The organism is Rothia mucilaginosa, assembly GCF_001548235.1.
Taxonomy (GTDB): Bacteria; Actinomycetota; Actinomycetes; order Actinomycetales; family Micrococcaceae; genus Rothia; species Rothia mucilaginosa_B.
In genome coordinates, this window is sequence record NZ_AP014938.1 from 409,186 (window position 1) to 435,657 (window position 26,472).

19 protein-coding genes and 2 tRNA genes are annotated in these 26,472 nt (G+C 60.4%); 1 reads left to right on the plus strand and 20 read right to left on the minus strand.

Translation table 11 applies throughout. The features are described from left to right. Window positions 1-75 precede the first annotated feature (75 nt). From RM6536_RS01530 to rpsB, 11 genes are all read right to left on the minus strand, one after another. Window positions 76-1,431, minus strand: coding sequence for a M50 family metallopeptidase (locus RM6536_RS01530; protein ID WP_049356017.1), 1,356 nt, complete (start codon window positions 1,429-1,431; stop codon window positions 76-78). Between the two features lie 455 nt (window positions 1,432-1,886). Beyond that, entirely contained in the window at window positions 1,887-3,935 is a 2,049-nt protein-coding gene (locus RM6536_RS01535) for an ATP-binding cassette domain-containing protein (RefSeq protein WP_049348866.1), read from the minus strand. 9 nt (window positions 3,936-3,944) lie between these two features. Further along, on the minus strand, window positions 3,945-5,135 hold the full coding sequence (locus tag RM6536_RS01540; RefSeq protein WP_049341686.1) for a hypothetical protein: 1,191 nt from the start codon (window positions 5,133-5,135) through the stop codon (window positions 3,945-3,947). 226 nt (window positions 5,136-5,361) lie between these two features. Next, window positions 5,362-6,216, minus strand: a complete 855-nt coding sequence (locus tag RM6536_RS01545) for a hypothetical protein (RefSeq protein ID WP_060823756.1) — start codon at window positions 6,214-6,216, stop codon at window positions 5,362-5,364. Window positions 6,217-6,585: 369 nt separating this feature from the next. Next, entirely contained in the window at window positions 6,586-7,911 is a 1,326-nt protein-coding gene (dxr, locus tag RM6536_RS01550; protein WP_060823757.1) for a 1-deoxy-D-xylulose-5-phosphate reductoisomerase, read from the minus strand. Between the two features lie 140 nt (window positions 7,912-8,051). Then, window positions 8,052-8,639 (minus strand): cell division protein DivIVA, encoded by a 588-nt coding sequence (locus RM6536_RS01555; RefSeq protein WP_060823758.1) that lies wholly within the window; start codon window positions 8,637-8,639, stop codon window positions 8,052-8,054. A gap of 231 nt (window positions 8,640-8,870) precedes the next feature. Then, the gene (locus RM6536_RS01560; protein ID WP_060823759.1) at window positions 8,871-9,779 is read right to left on the minus strand and encodes a phosphatidate cytidylyltransferase; all 909 of its coding nucleotides are present in this window, start codon (window positions 9,777-9,779) and stop codon (window positions 8,871-8,873) included. 6 nt (window positions 9,780-9,785) lie between these two features. Next, window positions 9,786-10,343, minus strand: coding sequence for a ribosome recycling factor (gene frr, locus RM6536_RS01565; RefSeq protein ID WP_060823760.1), 558 nt, complete (start codon window positions 10,341-10,343; stop codon window positions 9,786-9,788). Between the two features lie 295 nt (window positions 10,344-10,638). Then, complete coding sequence (gene pyrH / locus RM6536_RS01570; protein ID WP_005507067.1) at window positions 10,639-11,382, minus strand: UMP kinase; 744 nt, start codon at window positions 11,380-11,382, stop codon at window positions 10,639-10,641. Window positions 11,383-11,577: 195 nt separating this feature from the next. Beyond that, the gene (tsf, locus tag RM6536_RS01575; RefSeq protein WP_005508816.1) at window positions 11,578-12,408 is read right to left on the minus strand and encodes a translation elongation factor Ts; all 831 of its coding nucleotides are present in this window, start codon (window positions 12,406-12,408) and stop codon (window positions 11,578-11,580) included. 153 nt (window positions 12,409-12,561) lie between these two features. Then, window positions 12,562-13,359, minus strand: a complete 798-nt coding sequence (gene rpsB, locus RM6536_RS01580) for a 30S ribosomal protein S2 (RefSeq protein ID WP_005508818.1) — start codon at window positions 13,357-13,359, stop codon at window positions 12,562-12,564. A gap of 688 nt (window positions 13,360-14,047) precedes the next feature. On the opposite strand from rpsB, the gene RM6536_RS01585 reads away from it, so the two are divergent. Beyond that, window positions 14,048-14,488 (plus strand): M23 family metallopeptidase, encoded by a 441-nt coding sequence (locus RM6536_RS01585; protein ID WP_060824870.1) that lies wholly within the window; start codon window positions 14,048-14,050, stop codon window positions 14,486-14,488. A 151-nt stretch (window positions 14,489-14,639) separates the two neighbouring features. Here RM6536_RS01585 and RM6536_RS01590 read toward each other — a convergent pair whose 3' ends face one another. The 9 genes from RM6536_RS01590 to RM6536_RS01630 all read right to left on the minus strand — a co-directional run bounded on the left by RM6536_RS01590 (window position 14,640) and on the right by RM6536_RS01630 (window position 26,416). Continuing rightward, window positions 14,640-16,829 carry a hypothetical protein gene (locus tag RM6536_RS01590; protein WP_060823761.1) on the minus strand — a complete coding sequence of 730 codons (2,190 nt, stop codon included), beginning with the start codon at window positions 16,827-16,829 and terminating at the stop codon, window positions 14,640-14,642. 1 nt (window position 16,830) lies between these two features. Continuing rightward, entirely contained in the window at window positions 16,831-17,910 is a 1,080-nt protein-coding gene (locus RM6536_RS01595) for a hypothetical protein (RefSeq protein WP_060823762.1), read from the minus strand. 272 nt (window positions 17,911-18,182) lie between these two features. After that, window positions 18,183-18,256: transfer RNA gene (locus RM6536_RS01600), tRNA-Ile, on the minus strand. A gap of 114 nt (window positions 18,257-18,370) precedes the next feature. Further along, window positions 18,371-19,576: a glycosyltransferase gene (locus RM6536_RS01605; RefSeq protein WP_060823763.1), complete on the minus strand. Its 1,206-nt coding sequence runs from the start codon at window positions 19,574-19,576 to the stop codon at window positions 18,371-18,373. A 327-nt stretch (window positions 19,577-19,903) separates the two neighbouring features. Continuing rightward, a complete protein-coding gene (locus RM6536_RS01610) occupies window positions 19,904-20,776 on the minus strand; it encodes a phage holin family protein (protein WP_005508823.1) in 873 nt (290 codons plus the stop codon). A gap of 716 nt (window positions 20,777-21,492) precedes the next feature. After that, a tRNA-Asn gene (locus RM6536_RS01615) sits at window positions 21,493-21,565 on the minus strand. Between the two features lie 214 nt (window positions 21,566-21,779). Beyond that, the gene (gene dnaG / locus RM6536_RS01620) at window positions 21,780-23,915 is read right to left on the minus strand and encodes a DNA primase (protein ID WP_060823764.1); all 2,136 of its coding nucleotides are present in this window, start codon (window positions 23,913-23,915) and stop codon (window positions 21,780-21,782) included. Between the two features lie 137 nt (window positions 23,916-24,052). Continuing rightward, on the minus strand, window positions 24,053-25,219 hold the full coding sequence (gene dusB / locus RM6536_RS01625; RefSeq protein WP_049355088.1) for a tRNA dihydrouridine synthase DusB: 1,167 nt from the start codon (window positions 25,217-25,219) through the stop codon (window positions 24,053-24,055). 219 nt (window positions 25,220-25,438) lie between these two features. Further along, the gene (locus RM6536_RS01630; RefSeq protein WP_081094638.1) at window positions 25,439-26,416 is read right to left on the minus strand and encodes a GNAT family N-acetyltransferase; all 978 of its coding nucleotides are present in this window, start codon (window positions 26,414-26,416) and stop codon (window positions 25,439-25,441) included. Window positions 26,417-26,472: the final 56 nt, after the last annotated feature.

A 26,472-nucleotide genomic window follows, 5' to 3' on the forward strand; every position in this document is an offset into this window, starting at 1 on the left:
CGTTCAACTTTTTATTGTGCCACTGACGCGAAAGAAAGCACTAATACGGGTACCCTTACCGCGCGCAACAACACACTAAAACAGGGTGATGGGCTTAACAATATCCGCCACAATCAGAATGACAGACATCACAATAAACGCGCCTGCCACCACATACGTCAACGGCAACAACTTCACCGGATCAAACGGACCCGGATCCTTACGCCCAGTCAAACGTGCAAAGAAACGACGCACCCCCTCCCAGAGCGCACCCAACACGTGGCCACCATCCAGAGGCAGAAGCGGAATCAGATTAAACGCAAAAAGCATCAAATTCATATTCGCCACCAGCGAGACCAACATCGCAGCCTTCGCCTTCACATCAATACGGTCAGTAGCCGTCACCTCACCGGCAATACGACTCACACCAACCACAGACACCGGCGACTCAACACTACGCTCACCACCAGTCACCAAAGTCACCGTCAACTCCCACACACGCTGCGGCAACGACAACATCGACGAACCCACACGAGAGAGCGTATCGCCCACCATCGCAGGCACCTCAGTAATAGAACCAGGCACCAACTCACTCGACGGCGACACACCCACAAAACCGCCGCGAGTCGTCGCAATCGAACCATCCGCAGCACGCGCATACTGGCCCTTACCATCAGAAACCGGGCGGATCATCTCAACCGGAGTCACCAACAAATCCAGACGCTGACCATCACGCTCCACCGTCAAAGTGCTCGGGTGAGAACCCGCCGCACGAATCGCCGAAGACACCGCCTCCCACGAACCCGTCGACGCACCATTCACAGCAACCACACGGTCACCCACCCGCACACCAGCAGCCTTCGCAGGCGACGGAGTGGACTTATCCGTACACTCGCCATAGCTAATCGAATCATGAGTGACATTCACGCTCGGCACGCACTCAGACACCGCTGACACCTTATTCGTCACCTGCGCCGTACCAAAACCACAAATCAGCACAGCAGTACACACCACACCAATCAGCAGGTTCATCGTCGGGCCACCCAGCATAATCACCATGCGCTTGAGCACCGGCAACTTATAGAACAGGCGGTCCTCATCGCCGGGCTTCAGACGCTCAGCATCCGCCGCACGCGCTTCCTCAGCCAAGGACGCAAACGGGCTGGTACTGCCCGAATGGCCCTCCTCATGGTGCTCCTTCACCTCAGCAGGGCTCGGCGGGTACATGCCAATCATCGAAATGTAGCCGCCCAACGGGATCGCCTTGAAACCGTACTCAGTCTCGCCGCGGCGGAAAGAGAACACGGTCTTACCGAAGCCAATCATGTACTGCGGAACGCGCACATTGAACAGCTTCGCGGGCACCAGATGCCCCACCTCGTGCAGGGCAATCGAGACGGCAATAGCGATTGCCATGAGGATAATGCCCACAGCGTACAGCAGGATTTCCACGCTTTTTCTCGTTTCGGTTCGGGGATACGAAGCTTCTAGGATACTCGCTTAGCCTGTGAAGGCGCCCTCCCCCGCCTCATATGACTATGCAGGACGGTGTGGGTGGGTACGCTATACCCTTCCTCCGGTGAGGTGCGGGCATGTGGAGGGGTGGTGTTCGTCCTCGTTCCTACAGGGGCACCCGCCCTCGCTTCGCTTCGGGCACCCTGATGTCACGTTCGGACGACACCGCCCCTCCACACGCACGCTAGGCTACCCGAGGTGGCGCGCCGTGTTTTCCGGATGCGCCCTCAGGGTGTCACACGGACGCTCTTCCGCAGCGAAGCGAGGAGAAAGCGGAGCGTCCGGGTGACGGGTGCCCCTGCGTAGGCGCGGAGGAAACATGCGGCGTGCCTCCCCAAACGCTATGGTGCTGAATGAGGACGAACACCGCACCTTCACGCCTTCCTCAACAACTAGCCTGCCGCCAGGGTCTGTGCCGGATCAATACGCGAAGCCTTCGCCGCCGGGTACAGACCAGCCAACACACCAACCAGCGCACCAGCGCCCAGGCCCAGCAGAATAGTGTCGGCACTAATAATCGGCGTCCAACGGTTCATCAAAGACACAATCGAGATGCCGTTAACCGCCAGCACAATACCAGCCACAGCGCCCAGGATGCCGGTCAGCAGCGCCTCCGCCGAGAACTGCAGCAGAATACCCGAAGGGCGCATACCAATAGCCAGACGCAAACCCACCTCACGGCGACGCTCCATCACCGCAACCAGGAACGTGTTCATAATGCCCATTGCACCAATCACGAGGGTAATAACGCTCATGGCAAGAAGCATGGTGCGTTGCTGCTGGTCGACGGCTTCGCGAAGGGTCTTCGGCTCCGGCGGAACACTCACGCTATACAGCGCGGGGCGTTCCGGCGAGAGCGCGTACGGTGCTTCCTCCGCAATCTGGTTTGCGGCACCGGCAACAGTACTCACCACAATCTGAGTGGAACGCTTACCGGTCTGCGCCGCAACGGCACCGCCACCGGCAGCGGGCTGCGATTTTTCAACATCGGCACCAGGCTTCGCACCCAGAGGCAGGTAGACCGAACCGTACGACAGAGTCAGCGAGGGATTCTCCCGCACCACACCGATGACAGTGTACGGCTCATCGTGAATATAGACCGTAACTCCGGGGCTATAGGGTAGCGCAAGCTGGCGCATCACGCTTTCGCTGAGCACCACGACCTTATCGTTACGCTCCACGTGCCCCTCATCGAAGGTACGGCCCCACACCAGCTCGTGACCCTGCACGCTAAAGATAGTGGGCGTTGCAGCAAGGACGGACGCCGTCACGTTAGCGCCGCGCTCGCCAAAGTTGTCGGGGCCGCGCTGAATATCGGTGGATTCATCCAGCTGATCCACCAGCGCGGTACCGGTCACTCCGTTCAGCTGGCTAACACGCCGATAATTCTCGCTTGCCGCTAGGCTCAGAAGTTCAGCCCGGCTCATAGCTTCGGTTCGGGTAGAGCTAATCGTCAGGTGCTTAGCTCTAAAAATGTCGAAGCTGTCCGCCAGCTGCCCAGAAATGGTGGCGGTCAGACCAACGGTCAGCACAAGCGAAGCGATACCCAGAACCACACCAAGCATGGTGAAGATATTGCGCCTCACCCGGTGAACGGTAGCGTCCCACGCTTCTTTGAGGGAGGCGAGCGCCCAGGGTGCACGCCCGCTCCCCTGCGGCTTAGATGCTTGTTCCTCAGTAAAGCTAGGCTGGTTCAGAAGCTCACGAGCGGTCGTTTCTTCCTGCTGCGGCGCTTTCTGCTCGATGAGCTGCCCCTCGTGCATGCGCAGCACCCGGTCGCAGTGCTCCGCCACGAGCGGGTCGTGGGTAATCACAATCGTGCTTTGCTGATCGCCCGTACATTCGCGGAGCAGGTCAATCACTTCACGGGTGAGCTCTTCATCCAGCGAGCCGGTCGGCTCATCACAGAGCAGCAACGCCGGTTCCCCAATGAGCGCACGAGCAATAGCCACACGCTGCTTTTCACCGCCTGAGAGAGTGGTGATGGGTGCATCCGTTCGGTGGCTCAGCCCCAGCAGGGCGAGAGTATCCGCAACCCGTTGCGCTCGTTCTGCCTTGGGGACACCACGGTAGATGAGCGGTAGCTCAACGTTGCGGTACACGTTCTTATGCTCGATGAGGTGGAACGCCTGGAAGACGAAACCGATGCTGTCCAGGCGCGCTTCAGCTCGCTGTGCCGCGTTGAAGGTTGCGGTGTCTGTACCGTCCAGCAGGTAGCTGCCGGAGGCGGGCGTGCTGAGCAGACCGAGGATGTTCAGCAGGGTTGATTTGCCGCTGCCGGACGGTCCCAGGATTGCGACGACTTCTCCGTAGCGGACTTTCAGGTCAATATTTTTGAGCACGTCAATTCGAGTGTCACCCTGCATAAAGTGCTGGGACACTCCCTGAATATCGACGCTATAGGCTGGTGGGTGCGCGTGAGCAGCGCGGGAGTCAGTCATGGCTACTCCCTACTTTTTCTCGCGCATGATTTTGACGCTGTCGCCTTCGTGCAGGTCACCGGTGACGGCGTTCTTGCCATTGGCGTTGCTGATGACGGTAACGGTTACCTCGCGTTCTTCGCGGGCCTTCGATCCGTTGGAGCTTTCGGGGCCGAGCACGATGACTCGGGTCTGTCCGTCACGGGTGTAGAGCGCCGATGAGGGCACAACCAGGTGCGTTTCGGGGGTTTCTTCGAGGGTGAGTTCCGCGTTGACGGAACCTCGGAGGCTGTCCGCCTTATCCCCTACGTCGAGGGTGAGGATGCGTTCGCCTTCGGTGCCTCCTGCCGCACCGGCTACGCCGTTGAGGTTGGAGCCAGCTGCGCCTTCTGCACCATTAGCCTGGCGACCGGCCTGGCTGTTGCCTGCGGCGCCAGCAGCTTCAGAAGTGTTCTTGTAGCCGAGGGTTGCGACGTACTCAGTATCGCCGAGGGAGGGCACGGTTACCTTCTGACCGCTACGAGCTTCGGGGGTGAGCCTGCCGGTGGTTCCGGTGCAGCTGAGAGTCTTGTTACCTTCTGCGATGGTGGCTACGGGACCGTCCGCGATAGCGCCGGTTGCGCGGGGGTTGCCGGTGACGAGTCCGGCACGGTTGATGATGAGGAAGTAGCGGGCGGGAATGGGCTGGTCAGTCTTGACGTGCGCGTAGCCGAGGCTGTCGAGGAGGTTGTTGAGAGCCTCGTAGGTGTCTTCGGTAATGCGCGCGGGCTGCGGGCCCTGACGTCCCATGGCGGTCAGTGCCTCGTTGAGGAGTGCGGCGTCGGGGCCGCTATCATCGAGTTTGAGATCGCGGTAGAGCGCGAAGCCGCCGGTGAGGGTGATGAGAGGTTCACCGTTGACTTCTGCGATGAGGGTTCCGTTGCCGACGGTGTCACCGTGTTTGATGGTGATTGCGGTGTACTGTCCTTCGCCGCTGTAGCGTAGCGGGGTTGAGGTGGCATAGTTGGCGGTGCAGGTCAGCGGCACGGTGGTGCGCAGTTTCTCGCGGGTGACTGTGGCGGTGATGGTGGAGGGGTCCGGGGGTGCCGCTTCTGCGTCTTTTTGGGCGGTGGTTTTGATGTTTTGGGCGCTGATGAGCGTGCCGACGGTGATGATGAGGAGCAGGGCGATAATGCCGTAGAGCCAGAGGGTTTTCTTCTGGCGGGTGGGGGTGGCGCTCATGGTGTCCCTTCTTTGGGTGCGCGTGTGGGAACGCTATTGTCTGTGCCGTTTGGGCTTAGGCGGCGGCGGTGCCGTGTGGGGTTAGTTTGTGCCCGGCACGGGGATACGTGCCGGGCACAATACGCTGTGACGAGGTGTAGCCGTTGCAGCTACTCTGTAAGCCTGTTCTGGTTAGTCCGGTCTGATTAGTCCGGTCTGATTAGTCCGGTCTGATTAGTCCGGAGGGTTAGCTCAGAATCTTTCGGGCGTTCTCTTCAGCGGTTTTCTTGGCGGTGGTCACCTGCTCGATGAGGCCCTGCTCCTTTTCGAGGAAGGAACTCAGGTAAGCGATAGCTATCTTCCGCTGTTCGGCATCCAGCCCGGTTGCTTCGCGGCAGGTCGCGTCGTTGATTGCCAGTTCGTGGGTGTCTTGGTTGTTCTGGCGGTACTGTAGGCGAGCCATATCCGGAGTGGTGTAGTCGCCTCCAAAGTGTTCTTTCATGCACTGTGCCCACTTCTCGGTGGCAGGCCCAAGGTCTTTGAAGATTGCGTCGTTGTTAAGATAGTGAACGGCAGTAATGTAGACCTTTCGTATGGTCGCGCGGGATTCCTCTGAACCGAAGACTGCGCGGGTGGCTTCTTGCCGGCAACCGCCCTTTCCTTCGGTACCGTCAAGAGCCTGCTTTTCAGCGTCGCTCATAGTCCGGCTCTGCTCTTCCAGCTCAGCAGTCACCAAGGATGAGCGCTCTTTGTATCCGCGAGCGCGGGCATCCGCAACGGTGAGAGGTTCGAAACCAGTGGTCTGTAGCAGCGGGGGTTCAGTTTCTCCTGCAGGAACCTTGTAGTTCTGGAATCCTCGTTCAGCCATGCACTGGCTCAGGGAACGCTGGTAGGCACGAACAACGTTGTCAGAAAGTGAGGCGAGGTTCTCTACTTTTTCGATAGCTTGACTATCGGGGCTCTTGGAGGCGCTATACGCCTTCTCAGCGTTAGCGGAAGCCGAGGAGTCGGCACTGGGCTGCCCGGATGCGCAGGAGCTAAGCACCAGGGTCAGCGGGAGTAGAGCCCCGGCGAGGGCTCGTAGGGTGTTCTGTCGACGCATAGGTGTGCACTTCCTCGTGAAATATAGCTGCATCTTTGTTCACTCGTTCACAGGGCTCATCGTTGTTTGCCCTTGAGAGAAGATGATTTGAACACTAGCCTACCATGCAGTGTCTGGGCGGCGCACCGCATGTTTTTCTATCGGGATACGGGGTGGCGCGCCGTGTTTTCCGGAAGCGCCCTCAGGGTGTCACACGGACGCTCTCCGAAGCGAAGCAAGGAAGAGCGGAGCGTCCGGGTGACGGGTGCCCCTGCGTAGGCGCGGAGGAAACATGCGGCGTGCCGTCCCAACCAGCGAGGCGAAGACGAACACCGCCCCTTCTGCACCGGCCGCATCCCCTAGAAATGCGGGTGCCTCCCCCAGAACCGGTTAGTTGCCGGTCATACCCAGCAGCTCATTCGCGCGAACGCGAGCCCAACGCTCCGCGTTCAGCACAGCCTCCAGCGTCAAATCAGCGTCAGAGACAGCCTCAGCGCTGCCGGTGTGCTCCTCCAGCACGCGCGCGACCGAATCGACAATGTCGGTAAAGCGAATCGCTCCCGCATGGAATGCAGCGACGGCTTCCTCGTTGGCGGCGTTGAACACTGCCGGGTGGGTGCCACCGATCTTACCGGCGTCCTTGATCATGCGCACGGCGGGGAATGCTTCCTCGTCCAGAGGCTCAAAAGTCCAGGATGCCGCCTTCGACCAGTCACAAGCGGGCACGGCACCGGGGATGCGGTGCGGCCAGGTCAGACCCAGCGCGATGGGCAGCACCATGCTCGGCGGCGACGCCTGCGCGATGGTCGAGCCGTCCACGAACTGCACCATGGAATGCACGATCGACTGCGGGTGAACCGCCACGTCAATACGGTCCAGGTCCACGCCGAACAGGTGGTGTGCTTCAAGCACTTCGAGTGCCTTGTTGACCATGGTTGCCGAGTTGGTGGTGACGACCAGGCCCATGTCCCAGGTGGGGTGTGCGAGCGCCTGCGCGGGGGTCACGTCGTGCAGCTGTTCGCGCTTGTAGCCGCGGAACGGGCCGCCCGATGCGGTGAGAATCAGTCGGTCGATTTCTGCGTCAGTTCCGGAGGCGAGTGCCTGCGCGAGGGCGGAGTGTTCGGAGTCGACGGGCACCATGGGGGTGTTCAGGGGCGATGCGTCGACGGCGGCGCGTACGAGCGGGCCGCCTGCGATGAGGGATTCCTTGTTGGCCAGTGCCACGCGGTAGCCGCTGTTGAGGGCGGTGAGGGTCGGTTCCAGGCCGATGGAGCCGGTGATGCCGTTGAGGACGGTGTCTGCCGGGTGTGCTGCCGCCTGTACGGAGGCTTCGGCGCCGTGAGCGATTTGCGGGGTGTAGCCGGTAATGCCGGCTTCGGAGGCTGCCGCTTCGATAAGTTCGCGGAGGCGCTGCGCGTCTTCTGCGGTACCGCTGGTGGCGATCAGTTCGGCGCGCACGTGCACTGCCTGGCGTGCGAGCAGTTCGAGGGATCGGGAGCCTGCGGAGAGGGCGACGACCTTCAGCGGTGCGTCGTCGGCGGAGGCGCTGGTGCCCTTGAGCGCGGCGAGGTGGTCGATGACTTCCATGGCTTGGGTGCCGATGGAGCCGGTTGAGCCGAGGAGGGTGACGCGCTGCGGTGCGCGGGTGAGTTCTGTGAGGGCGTCGGTGAGGCGGTCGCGGCTGCCGCCGACGCGTGCTGAGGATCCAAACTTCATGGTTCTAGTGTCTCATGAGCTCGCGGCTTCGCAGAGGCACGCTGATTCGCCGCTACGTAGAAGGACTCAACCTAGATGAGCCCAGCGTAGAAGAATCCCCCACCCTGTCATACGGGGCGGGGGATTCAACACATAACGTTTTAGAGCAGATCTTGCAGCAGCTCAATGCAGCGGTCCAGGAAAGCATCCACCTGCGATTCCTCGTAGCTGACGGTGCCGGAGGCGGGGCGGAACTTTGCGTGGCGCACCACGGAGGGGTCCAGCGGCTCTTCGCTGTTGAGCTGGGCGTACACGCGGTCGCAGATGGCGTCCACATCGCCGACGAAGTAGCCCATGTGGCGGCGCTTGCTGGGGCGGCGGAAACGCTCACCGGCGGGGCGTTCCAGGCGGCCAGCGAGCAGCTCGCCGGTCTCCACTAGGGAGCGTTCCCAGTTGTCCAGGCCGTACGCCTCAATGTAGCGGCTGCGTTCGAGCTTGGCGAAGCGTTCCTCAATCTTTTCGAGGGCGCGGTCGACCACATCCAGCTGGTAGCCGCCGGGCTCTTCACGGAAGACGACCTGGCGGATTCGTCGGGAGGTGTAGAGGTCTTCGGGTAGCTCGGAGGCTCCGCTGAGCTTCTCGTAGTCCTCGGCAAGGCGGGTGAACAGGCGGTCTACTTCACTGCGCTTGTAGCCGGGTTCGGTTTCTGCTGCACGGGCAAATCCGTCTCCGCGGGTGGTGCTTGCCAAGGTGGCTCCTCTCGACGATTGAACTTTAAGAATACCAATGCTGAGGCTACCCGATGCAAGGTTGGCGGGCGGTGTCTTAGATATAGTCCCCTACACCCCTGATTCACCGGGTACAGAAAAGGCAGGTACAGCAAGATGGGTACAGCAAACGGGTATAGCAAAGGCGAGGCGCCCCTCCCCCACTCGTGGGAAGAAACGCCCCGCCTCCTGCAATCAATCAAAGCTTCAGGCCTAGAGCGGCATAATAAACCGGAAAATCAGGCAACCAGCCGCCGCAGCAAAAAGAATCGAGTCCAGGCGATCCATCATGCCGCCGTGACCGGGCAGAATATTCGACATGTCCTTCACACCCATACGGCGCTTGAACACGGACTCCACCAGATCACCGGCAGTCGAAGCGACCACCATAACCGCCGCCAGCGGAATAGCCCAGTACCAGGGCGACCCCATGACCGCCAAGGCGATAGCACCAACAACCGCCGAGCCGACGAAGGATCCAGCCAGGCCCTCCCAGCTTTTCTTCGGGGAAATCTTCGGCGCCATCGGGTGCTTACCCCAATTCACACCGGCAATAAAGCCGAACGTGTCATTGCAGATGGCCATCAGCAGAATCATGAGGACGCCACGCTCGCCGTGGTCCGTCTGGAAGTAGACCATGGCGATGCCCAGCATCAGCGGCACCCACAGCAGAGCCAGGGCGCTACCGCTCAAAGACTTACCCAGTGAGACCTGACGGTCAGCACGCACAAGAGCAGAAGAGAACAGCAGCACCAGCAGGCTCACCGCCAGGGCGATGCCCAGCCCGGTAAAACCGAACAGGTACGACACCACCACAATTGCGCCAGACAGGCCACCCAGCAGGTACTCCGGGATGCCGTAGCCGCGGCGGGTGTTGAGCACGTGCCCAATCTCCCAGGCGCCCAAAGCTGCCGCGCCGGTAGCGATCGCAACAAAAATCGGCTGGTACATCAGACCCAGCGCCAGCAGCATGCCGAAACCAACGCCCACACCAATGGCGGCGGGCAGGTTACGGCCAGCTTTGGCGCTGCGCGACTTCACCGGCGTTGCAGCGGTCTGCGGGCTCGGCTGTGGCGCAGGCGGTGCGCTTCTCTCTTCTTTCGCTTCTTTGCGTGCACTCATTAGGGTTTAGACCTCGAGCAGTTCAGCTTCCTTGTGCTTGTACAGTGCGTCGACCTGGTCGATGTGCTTCTTGGTCTGTGCGTCCAGTTCCTTCTCAGCGCGTGCGCCTTCGTCCTCACCGATTTCGCTGTCCTTGACGAGCTTGTCGATAGCGGTCTTAGCGTGGCGGCGAACGTTACGGATGGAAACGCGGGACTCCTCAGCCTTGCTGTTGACGAGCTTGGTGTATTCCTTACGGCGCTCAGCGGTCATTTCGGGCATGACAACGCGGATAGCTGCACCGTCGTTGCTGGGGTTAACACCCAGGTCAGAGTCACGCAGAGCCTTCTCAATAGCCGCCAGTGCGGTCACGTCGAAGGGAACGATCTTGACGGTACGTGCGTCCTCAACGTTGAAGGACACCAGCTGCTGCAGCGGGGTCGGTGCGCCGTAGTACTCGGCGGTCAGGCCGCTGAAGATTGCGGGGTTCACACGACCGGTACGAACCTTAGCGAACTCAGTCTTGGTTGCTTCGATGGTCTTTTCCATCTTCTCGCCGGCTTCGGCAAGGATTTCTTCGATCACGAAAGGATCTCCTTTGTCGGTATTCTGGGGTACCAGAATTGTCGGTGGGTGCGCGTTCAGCCTTCATGATTTCCCTACCGGTTCGCGGCGCATCCGAGGCGAAAACCTGAGGAATAATGCGAAGTCGACGGGAAAGAGGCAGAACGTCGTATTTGATATAAGTCTAGACGGTACCGGCGGGCATAAGCGAGTTTTAGCGCCTACCCGCGCGGTACCGTCCAGAATAAGTCCGGGCTATCGAGCACGGTCACAATCAGAGGGGCATCAAACATGCCCCGGCCTAGAAAATTAGGCGTTAGCGAGTAACGAGGGTACCCATCTTCTCGCCCAGAATCGCGCGGGTCACGTTACCCTCACCCTGCATGCCGAACACGCGCATGGTCACGTTGTTGTCACGGCACAGGGAGAACGCGGTCTGGTCCAGCACGCGGATGTTGCGCTGCATTGCCTCATCGTAGGTGAGGTTGTACAGGCGCTCAGCGTTGGGGTCCTTGTTCGGGTCAGCAGTGTAGATGCCGTCCACGCCGTTCTTAGCCACCAGAACCTCATCTGCGTGGATTTCCAGGGCGCGCTGAGCAGCCACAGTGTCGGTGGAGAAGTAGGGCAGACCCGCACCAGCACCGAAAATCACGACGCGGTCCTTCTGCATGTGGCGAATCGCGCGGCGAGGAATGTAAGTCTCAGCAACCTGCGGCATGGTGATAGCCGACTGAACGCGGGTGTCAATACCCTCCTGCTCCAGGAAGTCCTGCAGAGCCAGGGAGTTCATCACGGTGCCGAGCATACCCATGTAGTCTGCACGGGAACGATCCATACCCGCCTGAGAGAGTTCAGCGCCACGGAAGAAGTTACCGCCACCAATCACGATGGAGGTCTCAACCTCGCCAACAGTTGCGGCGATCTGCTTAGCGATGCTGCGCACGACCTCGGTCGAAATGCCAACTTCACCGCCACCAAAAACCTCACCGGAAAGCTTGAGCAAAACGCGGCGGCGGCCGGTTTCGTCACGGTGCATCGGGCGGGGATTCGCTTCAGTCATGGTTCCTCCAGTGGCTTACCTAGGGATTGTTATGGGTGATTGGGGCGGACTCCTGCCGCCTAGTCCTTATCAAGGATACAGCAAAGCCGGGTAGCCACCAGTGGTGACTACCCGGCTTCAGGCTATAATCCCAACCTCATACGATTTCCCTTACCGGGAACCCGCAATACGGAAGGGTAGAACTGCAGCGAGTCCTTATGCGCCCACGCGGAAACGTGCGAACGCGGTAGCGGTTGCGCCAGCCTCGGACAGAACCTGTGCGACAGACTTCTTGGAGTCCTTCGCGAAGTCCTGATCGAGCAGGGTGTTCTCCTTGAAGAAGCCCTTCAGGCGACCCTCAACGATCTTGTCCAGAATCTTCTCGGGCTTGCCCTCAGCGATTGCGGTCTCGCGAGCAACGCGCTTCTCGGTCTCGATCTGGTCTGCGGGGATGGACTCGGAATCCAGGTACTTGGGGCTCATTGCAGCAATGTGCACTGCAACGTCGTGTGCGATCTCGTCGGTGTTCTCACCGGAGACAGCCAGCAGAACGCCAACCTGTGCCGGCAGGTCCTTGGAGGTCTTGTGCAGGTAAACTGCAACGTTCTCGCCCTCAACGCGTGCAACGCGGCGGACAACGATCTTCTCGCCGAGCAGTGCACCAGCGTCGGTGGTCAGCTCCTCAACGGTCTTGCCCTCGTAGGATGCAGCCTGCAGCTCTTCCAGGGTGGAAGCGTTAGCAGCAATAGCAGCCTCGAGCACGTTCTGGCCGAAAGCGATGAAGGGGTCGGACTTTGCCACGAAGTCGGTCTCAGAGTTGACCTCGATCATGTAGCCAACGCCGTTCTCAACGCGTGCAGCTACCAGACCCTCAGCGGTTGCGCGACCCTCGCGCTTGGTGATGCCCTTCAGACCCTTAACGCGGATAATCTCGGCAGCCTTCTGCTGGTCGCCGTTAGCCTCGTCCAGAGCCTTCTTGACGTCGAGCATACCTGCGCCGGTCTTCTCGCGCAGTGCCTTGATGTCTGCTGCGGTGTAGTTCGCCATTGTGAACTCCTTGTGTTGCTGTAATAAATCGGGATGACATCCCGGTGGTACAAATGGCGGACGGCGCCGCGCCCAGGTCAGGGCGGGCGCCGTCCGAACGTGGTCCCCGCAGGCGGGGGCCACAAAGCATAAAGCTTAGTGGGCTAAGAAAGCTTACTTAGCTGCCTCTTCAGCCTGTGCAGCCTCGTGCTGCTCCAGGAGCTCGCGCTCCCAAGCTGCCATGGGCTCCTCAGCTGCTTCAGCCTTGCCGTTCTTCTTAGCGTTGCGCTCGATCAGGCCGGCTGCCACTGCGTCAGCAATCACGCGGGTGAGCAGGTTGACGGAGCGGATAGCGTCGTCGTTACCGGGAATCGGGAAAGCAACCTCGTCGGGGTCGCAGTTGGTGTCGAGGATAGCAACAACGGGGATGCCCAGCTTCTGAGCCTCGTTAACTGCCAGGTGCTCCTTCTTGGTGTCAACAACCCACAGGAGGGAGGGAACCTTGGACAGGTTACGGATACCGCCGAGGGTCTTCTCGAGCTTCTCGAACTCGCGACGCATGAGGAGCAGTTCCTTCTTGGTGTAGCGAGAACCTGCTACATCGTCGAAGTCAATCTGCTCGAGTTCCTTCATGCGCTCGATGCTCTTGGAGATGGTGCTAAAGTTGGTCAGCATACCACCGAGCCAGCGGTGGTTCACGTAGGGCATGTTCACGCGGGTTGCCTGCTCAGCGATAACTTCCTGAGCCTGCTTCTTGGTACCCACGAACAGGATGTTGCCACCGTGTGCGACGGTCGACTTAACAGCCTCGTATGCCTTGTCGATGAAGGCGAGGGACTGCTGCAGGTCGATGATGTAGATGCCGTTGCGCTCGGTCAGGATGAAACGCTTCATCTTGGGGTTCCAACGGCGGGTCTGGTGACCGAAGTGAACGCCGGAGTCCAGCATTTCACGCATAGTTACGACGGGCATGTCGTCTCCTTTTTGGTGCCGCGCGGACCTCCCATTCGGGCTAGCCCAACGCGCGCATAGTAGTTATCAGTTTTTCCTGGCGGCGGTTAGCGTTCACGGTTACCGTTTAGCTCAGGCCCTAACCACCCTGTGTGGGTGGACCGAAGGTCCCTTATCGGCTCCCCATTTGAGGATGCCGCTCACGCCGCGCGTCGTCAGTGAAGCTGTGCGGAATCCCTCGATGAGGGAGAATACCCGCGCAGGCACACTGCAATACGACATTGTACCGTATATTCCGCGATTAATCCGCCGGATTAGGGTTAAAACCTGCGCAGGCGCGGTGAGTGTGTGCAGGGGCACTGTGGATAAAGGATTTTAAGGCGAAAACGGCGGGGTTATCCACAATTTTTCGTGAGGCGCTACGGGGCGAGGCAATTCGTGATGTGCTCAGAAGATGAAGCAGAACATGAAGACATTAGCGACAACGCTACGGCGCACGATGCTGGTGGCGTGCTGCCTGCTGGGTGCACTTGTGATCTCGGGTGGGCAGGTCTGTTCAGGCTGGCTCAGTTTTACAGGCGGGGCAGGGTTTACTGACGGTGCCGCATCAAGTACACAAGTTCCCGGCAACGCGCACATTCCCCACACCGTTGAGCTCACCGCGAGCCGACTACGCTACCGCTCCCCCACCGCCGAATCCAGACCGCGGGTGATCCGCCCCTTTGAGAAGCCCACCCAACGCTGGAGCGCGGGGCACCGCGGCGTAGACCTTGCCGTACCCGTAAACGACCGGCGCGTCTACGCACCGGCACCCGGAAAAGTGGTTTTCAGCGGCACGGTCGTCAACCGCAAAGTACTGGTCATTGCGCATCCGGATGGGCGACGCAGCACCTTCGAACCCATGGACGAAGCACTACCGGTCGGCACCACCGTTGCAGCCGGTGATGTCATCGGCACTGTCGCAGGAACGGCGAACGGCAACAGCGAGCGCCCCTACCGGCGATGCTCCACCCCCTGCCTGTACTGGGGTGTACGACAGGGAGGCGCCCGCGGGGACGGCAGCGGCAAGACCACCGAGTACGTCAACCCCATGAGCCTGCTGGGGTCGAAGAAACCTAGCATTCTGCTACCCGTGCCGGGCGGATATTAGGCGTGGGTACTGGTTATTAGGCGCGGGTATTAGCGCCGAGTATGAGCCGAACCAGATACAGCTGTGGCCCGTCACCTCCGGGGAAGGAGGCAACGGGCCACAGGAGCCAGCCTAAGTTGTGCCCACTAGCGTAGGTGCTAGAGGCAGCTACTTACTGGAGGACGTCACCGTCATCAGCACCGAACTGGTTCGGCTGTACAGGCTGCTGAGCAGTCTGACCGGGCTGAACCGGCTGCTCAGTCGGAGGGATATACGCGGGCATTGCCTTGGTCGGCTCGTTCTCGCCGTAGTTCACGCCGTGCTGCGGGGTGAACACCTGAGTCGGCGAATCATCCCCCGTAGCGTAGGCGGTGTTCTGCGCCGGGTAGCCCCCCTGTGCCTGGTAACCGGGCTGAGCGGCATAACCATTCTGAGTAGCGTAGCCGCCCTGTGCCTGGTAGCCGTTCTGTGCGTCAGCCTGGGTTGCGCCGTAACCGGTCGCAACACCCGCCGCCGCGCCCAGTGCCGCAGCCGAAGCGGCACGACGCTCACGACCCTTCGCGCGAGCCGCCGCAATCTTCTTGCGGAACAGGAAGAGCAGAACCAGGATGAGCAGCAGCAGACCCACAATAACCGCATCCACGATTACGTCGGTCATGCTCAGACCGGACACCGGAACAGTCAACGCGTTACCGCTAAACACACCGTTCTCACTCTTGACGCTCAGCTCGCCACCATTGACGGTGAACTGTACACCGGCACGCGCCAAATCATAGTTGAGGGTGTTCACCTTCTGCTGGTCCAGCGAGGAGAAGGTCGGTGCCTTGAAAGTGAGTTCGTAAGGAACACGGTAGTAGTTACCCAGCTTCTGAACGAGCTTAATATCCGGCTTCAGAGTGTAGTCACTGCCGAAGGGGTGGTAGCCACCGGAGCGGGTGACGGTCACCTTCGATTCGGGCAGGTATTCATTCAGTCGCTGGTTGAACTCAGCTTCGTCTTTACCGCGAACCTTCACGCTCACGATGGTGGCGTCGCCGTCCTGGCGGACCTCAGTCTCGTCATTGCTACCACCAGCAAAAGCATTCTTCAGAGCCTCTTCTGCACCAGCTACGTCAGAGCTCGGGAAGGAGTAGAGGAAACGTGCCTCCATGGAACCGTCCAGGCCCAGGGAAGTAGCCACCTTCATGCCCTTCATAGCCACCTGCTGCGAAAGGTAACGGCTCAGGTGAAGGACGCTCTTCGAAGAGGAAGAGCCAGAGTTGCCGGTGTTATCAACCTGATAGCTGTGGTCGGAGCTGTCCTTCAGGATGACTTCCAGGCCGTCGCCTTCCGGAGAACACAGCAGCGAGCAGTCCAGCACGCCCTTCATGGTCTTACGCACATAGAAGGTCTTCGACTCTTCCTTGACCTCTCGGGTGTAGCTCAAATCGGTGGTACCTGCACCCAGCAGCTTCTTCAGCTTAGTGTTCAGGTCGTCCAGGGAGGATGCGCTGAAGGTCAGGGTACGACCCACTTCTTCCTTCGCCGCACTGGTAGAAGCAGATGGAGCCATGTAGGTTGCCTGGGAAGACTCCAGACCCTTCTTCAGCTCGGAGCCTTCAGGCTTGACCTGGTTCAGGTAGGCGTCGATCGCAGCAGCGGTCTCCGAGTTCATGATGTCCTTCGCTACGAAGGAGGCAGTAGCAGAGTAGCCACCGTCCTTTTCCTGAAGCTCAAGAACCATCGCCTTGAATCCACGGTCCTGCACGTCCTTCGCAGAGATAGTGGAACCGCCGGAATTCTTTACTTCCTTCTCGCCAAACTTCACAGTGGTTTCGCTGCCGCTGCTGTTGAACACACTGTTCTTGTTGGAGGATTCAATCACGCCATCAACAACAAGAGCTTCGGGGACCCAATCCAGCAGCTCCTTCGAGCTGAAGTTTTCCTTCACCTGGATACCCTGCACCAGGCCCTGCTCGGTATTGAGAATAGTGACGGTAGGCTCGGTCTTGGAACCAGCAGCCTTCAGGATAGAAGCAACCTTGTTACGGTACTCATCCACAGAGGAGAAGGGAATGGTGAAGGTCGCACGTGCCTTGTCACCCTCAGACTGAATACCACCGTATTCCAGGCCCTCGGGCAGGTGCTTACGCACGGACGCATCCAGAGCCTCCGAACCGCCCCTAATCTTGTCCTTGTTGTCCTTGAGGTTAAAGGAAACCTGCATGGTACGGGTGCCCTTCTCGGCACTCTCAAGGCCCAGCTGAGTCTCAATCTTCGCACCGCAGGCACTTAGAATCAGGGCGGCAATGGTCAGCAGAACCGCCAGGAACATCCAGCGCTGACGAGTCGGCGCGCTCGGGGCGTGAGTCATCGCGTGCATACTAGGCTCCCATCAGGCGAATAGCCACGTAGTAAACAATCATGGAGGCAAAAACCCACGCAGTGCTCAACGCTGCATGCATAATAATCGGGGACTTCGCGAAACGACCCAGACGGTTCAGGCCCAGGTAGGTGAGCGCCTCGCCCGAGAACACGGCGAAAGCAAGCCCCAGGCCCATGAGCATGGTCAGGAAGGACGCACCGTCACCGCTACGGCTGAGGGTCATGAAGAACACGAGCAAGTTCAGCAGCAGGAACGAAGGAATCAGCGCCAAAGAAGACACCGACACCGCGTGCATACTCGCGGTGAAAGACGCCGGAGCCTTGCCGATACGCGCGGTCAGTTGCAGCTGCACACCGCGCAGAACCTGCACACCGAAGATGGCGAGAGCCATCAGCACGTACGCCAGAATCATGCGTCCGGTCGGCACGGCCTGCGAGGCGTAGGCGCCACCGTAGGCACCGCCTCGACCGTACATATAGCCCATCATGGACATCGCGACAGTGGCAGCCAGGATAACCAGCCGGCTGAAGAAGAAAGCGCCCACCAGCGACTGCAGAGTCGTGGGAACAATCCAACCCCACGCACCTGCGGAAGAGATGCGGGCGTGCGCGGTCGCCGGGTTGCTGGAGAAAACATCCAGGAACGCGTTCCAGGTAGCCCCCAGCGCCTTCACTGCCGGATGCGGTGCGCTCGGCGCATAGGTTGCCTGGCCGGGCTGACCGGGCTGCGCGGCCCCAGGCTGAGCAGTACCGGGCTGGGGTGCGGCGGCGGGCTGACCGGGCTGTGCGGGGGTTGCCTGAGCCTCAGAATTCGGCTGTGCATTAGCGTTTGCCTGAGCGGGCTGGGGTGCCTGCTGAGGCTGAACAGGCTGCTGCGGTGCTACCGGTGCGGCAGGCTGAGCAACATTACCCTGCTGGCTCGGCTGCACGGGCTGGCTCGGCTGGGCAGCCTGAGCTGCATTACCCGGCTGAGCAGCCTGACCCGGAAGCGAAGCATCCTGCGCGGGATGCGCGCCAGCATCGTAGCCGTAGCCGCCGGCTGCACCCTGCGACGGGTTGTTGGGAGTGTTCTCCGACATTGAGATCCTCTCGTATGGTGTGTGGATGCAACACCTACCGGCTGAATCGGCATCTACCGGCGGCATCACACTGTCTTTCGTGACAAGACTCTTCAACCCTACAGTATTGAACGCTATGATGCGTCTTCGTTCGTCATTTACTCATTTTCATCACCGTTGATGCATTCCATGAACAAAAATAGGCACCCTGAGTGCACGACAAAAGAGCACGAAAAGAGGGCACGAAAAAGCCCCGCCCGCCGACAAGTGGGTGAAGTCGACGGGCGGGGCCGTAGGGAGTGCGGGGCTCGAACCCGCGACCAAGGGATTATGAGTCCCCTGCTCTAACCGGCTGAGCTAACTCCCCATCCGGTGCAGTGACGGCACGCAATGGGCGCCAGCACCATCCTCTAGAGTACCTGAACGGCGACTGAGAACGAAAAACGCTCTCTCCTACTCAACGCTCAGAATCTAGAGAAGCTTAGCGGCGCGAATCCAGGTAACGCTGGTACGGAGCATCACTCACGTACAGTTCCTCGAAGGTGCGCCAGGTGTTCTCAGCGCTGTGGAAGCCCACGATGCGGCGGGACTCGCGGCCCATCTGCTCACGCTCAGCGGCGGGCAGGGAGAGCACCGCCTCCAGCTTCTTCGCCAAATCCTGAGCGTTATTGGGTTCGAAGAGGTAGCCGTTCACGCCATCCTCCACCAGGTGCGGCAGAGCCAGCGCGTTCGCAAGCACCACGGGGGTGGAGGCGCTCATCGCCTCCAGGGAAACCAGGGACTGCAGCTCGGCGGTACCGGGCTGGCAGAACACGTCAGCCATCTGGTACACCTCGGGCAGATGCTCATCCGGAACGAAGCCACGGAAAATCACGCGGTCGGACACGCCGCAATCGTGCGCTTTCTGCTCAAGAGCTTCACGCAGCTCACCGCCACCGGCGATATCCAGCACCACGTGCTCGAGAGTGTCGGGCAGCAGGGAGAGCGCCTCGATGAGCACGTCCACGTTCTTCTCTTCGGCAAGGCGACCCACGAAGGCAATACGCAGCTCACCGGGAACCTTGCCAGCGTCAGCGCCCTCAGCCAGCTCGTAGTCGCTGATCTCAATACCGTTAGAAACCGGCATAACGGGGCGGTCAAAATGGCCCAGGTCGCGCATCGCATCCGCACCGATCTGGGTGGGGGTGGTAACGACCGCAGTCTTGGAGAAGCAGAAACGCATGTCCTTCCAGGTGACCTTCTCAATCACGCGCTTCACAGGAGCGGGGAAAGGCAGGAACGGGTCAAGGTTCGCCGGCATGAAGTGGTTCGTTGCGATAACGCGGATACCGCGGCGCTTCGCCTGGAAGATGAGGGCACGGCCAATAATGTAGTGGCACTGCACGTGCACCACGTCCGGGCGGACCTCGTCAAGGATTGCACCAACCTCGGACCAGATCTCCCAGGGCACGCAGATGCGGTTCGTCTCGTGGGTCGGAGGCAGGTGCGAGCGCAGGCGGTGCTCCACGATGCCACTCTCTACTTCGGTGCGGTAGCTGGGGCCGGGGATGGGGCTGGCGGCGACCACGTGCACGGAGTGACCTCGCTTGAGCATGGAGGTGGCGAGGCGGTGACCGAATTGTGCTGCACCGTTGATGTCCGGCGGGTAGGTTTCTGCGCCAATCAGAATCGTCTTTGCCTGTTCCATGACGGGGCTCCTCATCGGGGTGTAGTGTGTCGGTGACTTTGGGGTTTCGGGTGCGACGGTGCGCCGCTTCTACCTCTGTCTGCCGCGTGCACCGGGTGGGTCCAGTACGTACAGCACTTGTCTATTCTACCTGTGAGCTGCGTCCTTCTCCGACTTGAGGCGGGCGGCTTTGGCTGGGAGTTACCTCTAAACCAACCGTTGAGACAGACGCCCGGAACCTGCCCGTAGACGCACAAACGCCCCGATACAAGTATCGGGGCGTTTGGACGCTTGGCGTTAAACCTGTGCGCCGGCTTTAGCGGCGACTGGGTTTATGGTGTACCGGGTTTAGCGGCGTACCAGGCGGTTCAGGAAGTGCAGGACGGTTGCAATGGATGCGCCCAGTGCTGCGAAGGACTTCCAGCGTGCCTGCAGAACCTCGGGCTTGCGCACGTTCTCTGCCAGGCCGCGGCCGGTAGCTGCTGCACCTGCGGCAACCTCGGAGGGCACTGCCTTGAGAGCATCCAGAGCCTGCTGGGTGTTGTTCTGAACGTCGCCGGTGTAGGACTGCAGGTCGTCGCGCAGGGCTGCCAGGTGCTGGCGGCGTTCTGCGGTGCGCTGCTTGAGCTCTTCGAAGGTCGGCGGCTTGGGCTCTTCCTCACCGCGTGCCTTGCGCTCTTCAGCTTCCTGACGTGCGCGTTCTGCTGCTTCTTCAGCTTCCTTAGCCTTCTGCTCTGCACGCTCTGCCTGTTCCTTCTTCAGGCGCTCAGCGGACATGGCGGTACCTTCCTTGAGTACGCCGAGGTCGAAGAGCAGACCGAAGATTGCGGATTCGGGCTTGAACGGCAGCTGTGCCTTGACCTTCTTCAGACCGACCAGGGCGCAAATTGCCAGGACGATGAGGAAGATGAGGGCGAAGACCAGCGCGGATGCCCAGTAGGGCATGACGGTGCCGAGGCCGAGGATTGCTGCGGCGACCAGCGCAATGATCAGGAACAGACCGAAGACTGCTGCGACGCCGAAGAAGGCTGCGCCCTTACCAACGGCGATACCCTTGGTCTTCAGCTCGTGCTTTGCAATCTGGATTTCGTCCTTGACCTGGCTGGGTCCGAGGGTCTTGAAGGTTTTGCCAGCGTCGATGATGTTCGCGACGCCGGACTTAATCCCGCTGATGCCAGCAAAGAAACGCTTGGGTGCCTTGGGATTAGTAGTAGTGGTCATGACCACCTCTCCGTGACGTGTTTTTGGAGGCTTCTTTTTCGCACTCCACCTCCTATAGTTTAGCCCCTTATGATACCTCCGCGTGACCGTTTGGGTGGGGGTTTGCGCTATCTCTTCAGGTATTTTCGACTTTCTGGAGGCTACATTGAGCTGCAGGCGTAGCTTTCTGGGTTTGGTTGCGCCTGTGGATTTGCTCTGGAGTAGGCGTAAGAGGATGCCGATGCGCCGCTCCCCCGCTACGCGCCGAGTGGGCGTGTGGTTGATGTGGGTAAGGAACTTCTCTGTGCGTTAGACTTCACATTTTTGCAGGGTACATTTTTGCAGGATGAAGTATCTTTGCCTCGCCGGGGGCGTAAGCCCGAGGAGTTACTCATTCACGACTTGGAGAGAACGTTCCGACTGGACTCGACACAGCGGGGTAACGGTTTTTCCGAGCGCGAGAGGAAGTAAAAACCGTTACCCCGCCGAGGGCGCAAGCCCGAGGGCCTGGAGGGAGCGCCCCAGCGCCTGCGTAGGGCGGAGTGGTTACTGGTTCACGACTTAGAGGGAACGTTCCGACTGGACTCGCCTAGCGAGGCGAAGATTTTCCGAGCGCGCGAGGAACCAAAAATCTTTGCCTCGCCGAGGGCGTAAGCCCGAGGGGTTACTGGTTCGAGCCAGAGGAACGTATATAGCAAGAGCCCCGGAACTTCGTTCCGGGGCTCTTGCTATATTTGCTCCCCCGACTGGACTCGAACCAGTAACCCTTCGATTAACAGTCGAATGCTCTGCCAATTGAGCTACGGGGGATTATTGTGTTTTAGTTGCTGGTTTCCCTTGCAACGAGTAATAACTATACCGGGGCTGTTTGGGCTCCGCAACTTGAAATGCCGTGAAGTGCATCACTTTTGGGTTGTGTGGCTGGTTTGGGTGGTGAGGGAAGCTTCTACCCCGCGGTATTCCCCGGCTACCTGTGGAACGTAGAGGTTCTGCAGGCAGCCGGGGTATTCACAAGGAACCGTACTTAGCCGCGCTGGGCTGTGAGCTGGCGGCGGCGCATTTCCAGTTCGAGGAGCTGACGCTGTACGGCTTCGAACTCTTCGTCGTCGGGGTTGGCGCTGAGCTGTTCCAGGCGCATCATCAGGTCGGATTTTTGGCGGGCGATCTGCTGTTCAAACAGAGCATTGAGCGCGCCAGTCACAAAACCGGGCAGGCGCTCGGCGCTGCTGACCGGTAGCGGTGAGACGGCGAGCTCCGCGATGGCGGGGTGCACGCCATCCACAGCGCCGGAGCGCACGCAATTGATCCATTCGATGCCGGGGGTGGGCGCCATGACGGTTGCCGCGTGAATAATGCCGGCGGCCACCTCGCGGTGGGTGCGGTAGCGGAACTGCACGGTGGCGAGGTTGCGCCACTGTTCCACGCTGATGAGCTCGGGGTGCTGCAGGGCAATCTCGAGCGCCGCCTTTTCGAGGCGGGCAACCGGGTCGCGCGGGTCGGGGGTGAGGAATTCCTCGACGGCGGGGACGGTCGCCTCCGGCTGGGGTGCGGTGGTCTGAATGCTGCTCGGCGGGTGCGCGGCAGCGTTCTGCCCGGCGTAGGCGCTGGGTGCGGCGTGGTCTTCCGGGGGCGGTGCGTCGTAGGCGGGGTCGTAGGGCGCGTCAGCATGAACTGTCCCCTGGCCACCCGCGTAACCCTGAGCACCCGTATAGCCCGGCGCGCCCGCATAGCTCGGCGTGCCCGGCGTGCCCGGCACTCCCTGCGGCCCCTCGTTCAGACGCTCGTAACGCGGCGCGGCTGCGGGAGCCTCCGCCTGCTGGGAGCGAGAAAGCTTCGGGTGGTTCTGCGCATATGCCACGGCACGCTGAATCTCGTCAAGCTCCAGACCGAGCTGACCGGATACCTTACGCATGTAGGCGGGGCGCAAGTCGCGGTCCTTAATGCCGGCAATAATCGGGGCGATAGCGCGCATCGCCAGCACACGGCCCTCAAGGGTCGCCAAATCGTACTTGGCGAGGGTCGAATCAATCGCGAACTCGAACAGCGGGCGGCGCGAAGCAATCAGCGAGCGCACGGCGGCGTCACCCTTGTGCAGGCGCAGGTCGCAGGGGTCCATGCCGTTCTCGGCAACCGCCACGAAGGTCTGCGCGACGAAGCGCTGGTCCTCCTGGAATGCAGCCATGGCGGCTTTCTGGCCTGCGGCGTCACCGTCGAAAGTGAAGATGATTTCGCCGCCGGAGCCGTCATCGGTAATCATGCGGCGCACCATCTTGATGTGGCCGGGACCGAACGCGGTGCCGCAGGTGGCAACGGCGGTGGTGATGCCGGCGAGGTGTGCCGCCATGACGTCCGTGTAGCCTTCCACGATGACGACCTGCTTGGTCTTGGTCATATCGCGTTTTGCCAGGTCAATGCCGTAAAGCACCTGGGATTTCTTGTACAGCTGCGTCTCGGGGGTGTTCAGGTATTTGGGGCCTTGGTCGTCGTCGAAGAGGCGGCGGGCACCGAAACCGATGGTTTCACCGGCGATGGTGCGAATCGGCCAGATGATGCGGCCGCGGAAGCGGTCGTACAGGCCTCGGTTGCCCTCCGAGAACATGCCGGTCGCCTTCAGCTCCTCGTCCGTGAAGCCCTGGGAGCGAAGGTGCTTGAGCAGGTGGTCCCAGCCGCGCGGGGCGTAGCCGACACCGAACTTGCGGGTAGCGGCGGGGTCGAAACCGCGGGCGCCGAGGAAGCGCTGCGCCTCCTGAGCATCAGCGCTATAGAGGTTACGTTCAAAGAACTCGGCGGCAATCTTGTGCGCGTCAAGCAGGCGGCGGCGCATACCCGCCTCGTAGCGGTCACCGGGCTTACCGCCCTCATAGTGCAGGGTGTAACCAATACGGGCGGCTAGACGCTCCACCGTCTCAACGAAGCTGGTGTGTTCCATCGCCATGACGAAGGAGTACACGTCACCGGATTCACCGCAGCCAAAGCAGTGGTACGAGCCGACCTGCGGGCGCACATTGAAGGAGGGCGTGCGCTCGTCGTGGAACGGGCACAGCCCCTTGAAGGTGCCTATACCGGCGCTTTTGAGGCTCACATAGCCTTCAATGATTTCGCGGATATCGGTACGGGCGCGGACTTCGTCAATGTCTTCTTTGCGGATTAATCCAGCCATAAACTCAATTCTACGGTGAGGGTCAACAGGTAGCCTCTGCAGGCGTTATAGGCGCGGGAAATAACGCACGAACAGGCTCACAAAAAGGATGCGCCGCGACGCGCAAACAGCACGCCGCGGCACACAAGTACAGGTGTTTAGCCGCCGGAAATATCCAGCTCAGCCTCCGCCAGGCCCAGACGCTCAGCGTCCCCCAGGATACGCGAATCTAGCCAGCCATCGGGCAGGTGCGGCTGCTTGGGGCTGCCGGCGCGACCGCGCGAACCCTCCACAGCGGCACCCGGGTAACCAATCGAGTGGTCCAGCTGAGCAATCAGTTCACGGAACGTCGCCAGGTCGGGCACCTGAGCCATCTTCGCGCGCAGCTCGCCACCAACCGGGTAGCCCTTGAAGTACCACGCCACGTGCTTGCGGATCTCGCGCAGGCCTCGGGTCTCATCGCCGAAGGTTTCCACCAGCAGTTCTGCGTGGCGGTAAATCATGTCCGACACCTCAGTCAGGGTCGGGCGGATACGCTCCGACGAACCCTCAAACGCATTCTGCAGGTCACCAAATAGCCACGGGCGACCCTGGCAGCCACGACCAATCACCACGCCATCCACGCCGGTCTGCTCAACCATGCGCACCGCATCCTCGGCAGAGAAAATATCGCCATTACCCAGGATCGGCACGTCCGGAATCAGCTCACGCAGCTGCGCAATAGAATCCCAGTCAGCCTTACCCGAATAATGCTGAGCCGCAGTACGACCGTGCAGGGCAATCGCCGCAACACCGGCATCACGCGCGATCTTGGCGGATTCCAAGAACGTAATGTGGTCATCGTCGATGCCCTTACGCATCTTAATAGTCAGCGGAATATCGTTGCGGGACGCCTCCTTCACCGCGGTCTGCACAATCGCAGTGAACAGGTCAGTCTTCCAGGGCAGGGCGGCACCGCCACCGCGGCGAGTCACCTTAGGAGCCGGGCAGCCAAAGTTCAAGTCAATGTGGTCGGCACGGTCCTCTTCAACGACCATGCGCACAGCCTTACCGACGTTGACCGCGTCCACACCGTAAATCTGGATGGAGCGGATCTTCTCGTCCGGGTCATGCTCAATAATGCGCATGGACTCGGGCTTACGCTCCACCAGGGCGCGCGCAGTCACCATTTCGGTAACGTACAGGCCGCCGCCATATTCACTGCAGAGGCGGCGGAAAGCCTTATTGGTCACGCCAGCCATCGGGGCGAGAACCACGGGAGTATCAACGGTCAGATTGCCCAGTTTCAGGGGCGGAAGGGTAAGACGGGGTGCTTCAGAATTCACCCCTATATTGTGGCATACGGGGGCAAATCGAGAACCGGACTCAGCTGAGGGGGTACAGGAGCACTGTGCAAGCTCAGCAACCGTGAGGAGGCGCAGGTACGCGAGAGGGGCGGAGGAGCATTCCACTCCCCCGCCCCTTCAGCAAGAGTCAGCCAGCAGGTTCAGTACCGAGAATCTACTTGGCAACCTACGAACCTACTCGAGAATCTACTCTCGAACCTACTCGGTCACGTAAATATAGGTCGGGTCACCCTCCACCGAAGCAGTACCGGCACGCAGCAGCACGTCGGTCACCTGAACCAGCGCCTCCATGGCGTCGTCAACCTCAACCAGCACCGGGTACTTAGCGCTCAGCAGGGACAGCACCTGCATAATCGCCTCCACGGCACCCTCATTATCGAAGTCGTAACCCAGCAGCAGTTCGGTGGCGGTGTTCTCATTCACCAGCGCCGCCTCCGGGTCCGTCTCAAAGGGGTGGTAGCTCACCGCAAACGCCACAATCGGGCCCTTCTTACCCTCTGCAGCCGCCTCACGAATATGGTCACGAAGCACCACGGCGCCAAAAGCACGCACCTCATCCGAGAGGAAGTAGCGGTTCACGGTGCCCAAACCCACCTCAGCAGGAACATCCCACTCGTGGGCGCGGCGGTAGAAATCCCACAGCGCGGCTGTCAGCTCAACCGAACCGGTCGCCAAATCCTCAATCGCCTGAGTCTCGTTACCGTCAGCGTCCTCACGCAAAGACACCGGAGGAATCGCACCCGGCTCCACACGTACCATACGGGAACGCTGAATCAGCTTCATACCAGCAGCCTGCGCAAACTCCTCACCGTCACTAAACGGCGACAGCTTCACGCGCAGAGCAGTGGTCTGACCGTGCGCCGCCGCAATCTCACGTAGCGCATTCAACAGGGCAGTACCAATACCCTGACGGCGGTGATCAGCTGCCACCTCAATGTAGGACCATAGACGCGTCGGATGCAGCAGCGAAGCCACCACAGTACCCGCAGCCACCGGCACACCAGAAACAGTCACCACCAGGGTGCGGCTAAACGGCGCATCCGTATCCGGGCCGAAAAGGCCACGCTGGCGCTCCTCAACCTCATTGCGGGCAGAGTTCCAAATCTCAAGCAGGGCAAGGTCATCACCCTCCTGCCAAGGGCGAATCTCAAATTTTTCGCTGAGGCGTTCAGCCATATCCGTGCACCTTTCCTTTGCTCGCATCAATCGTGCCAATCAGTCTAACCAGGGTA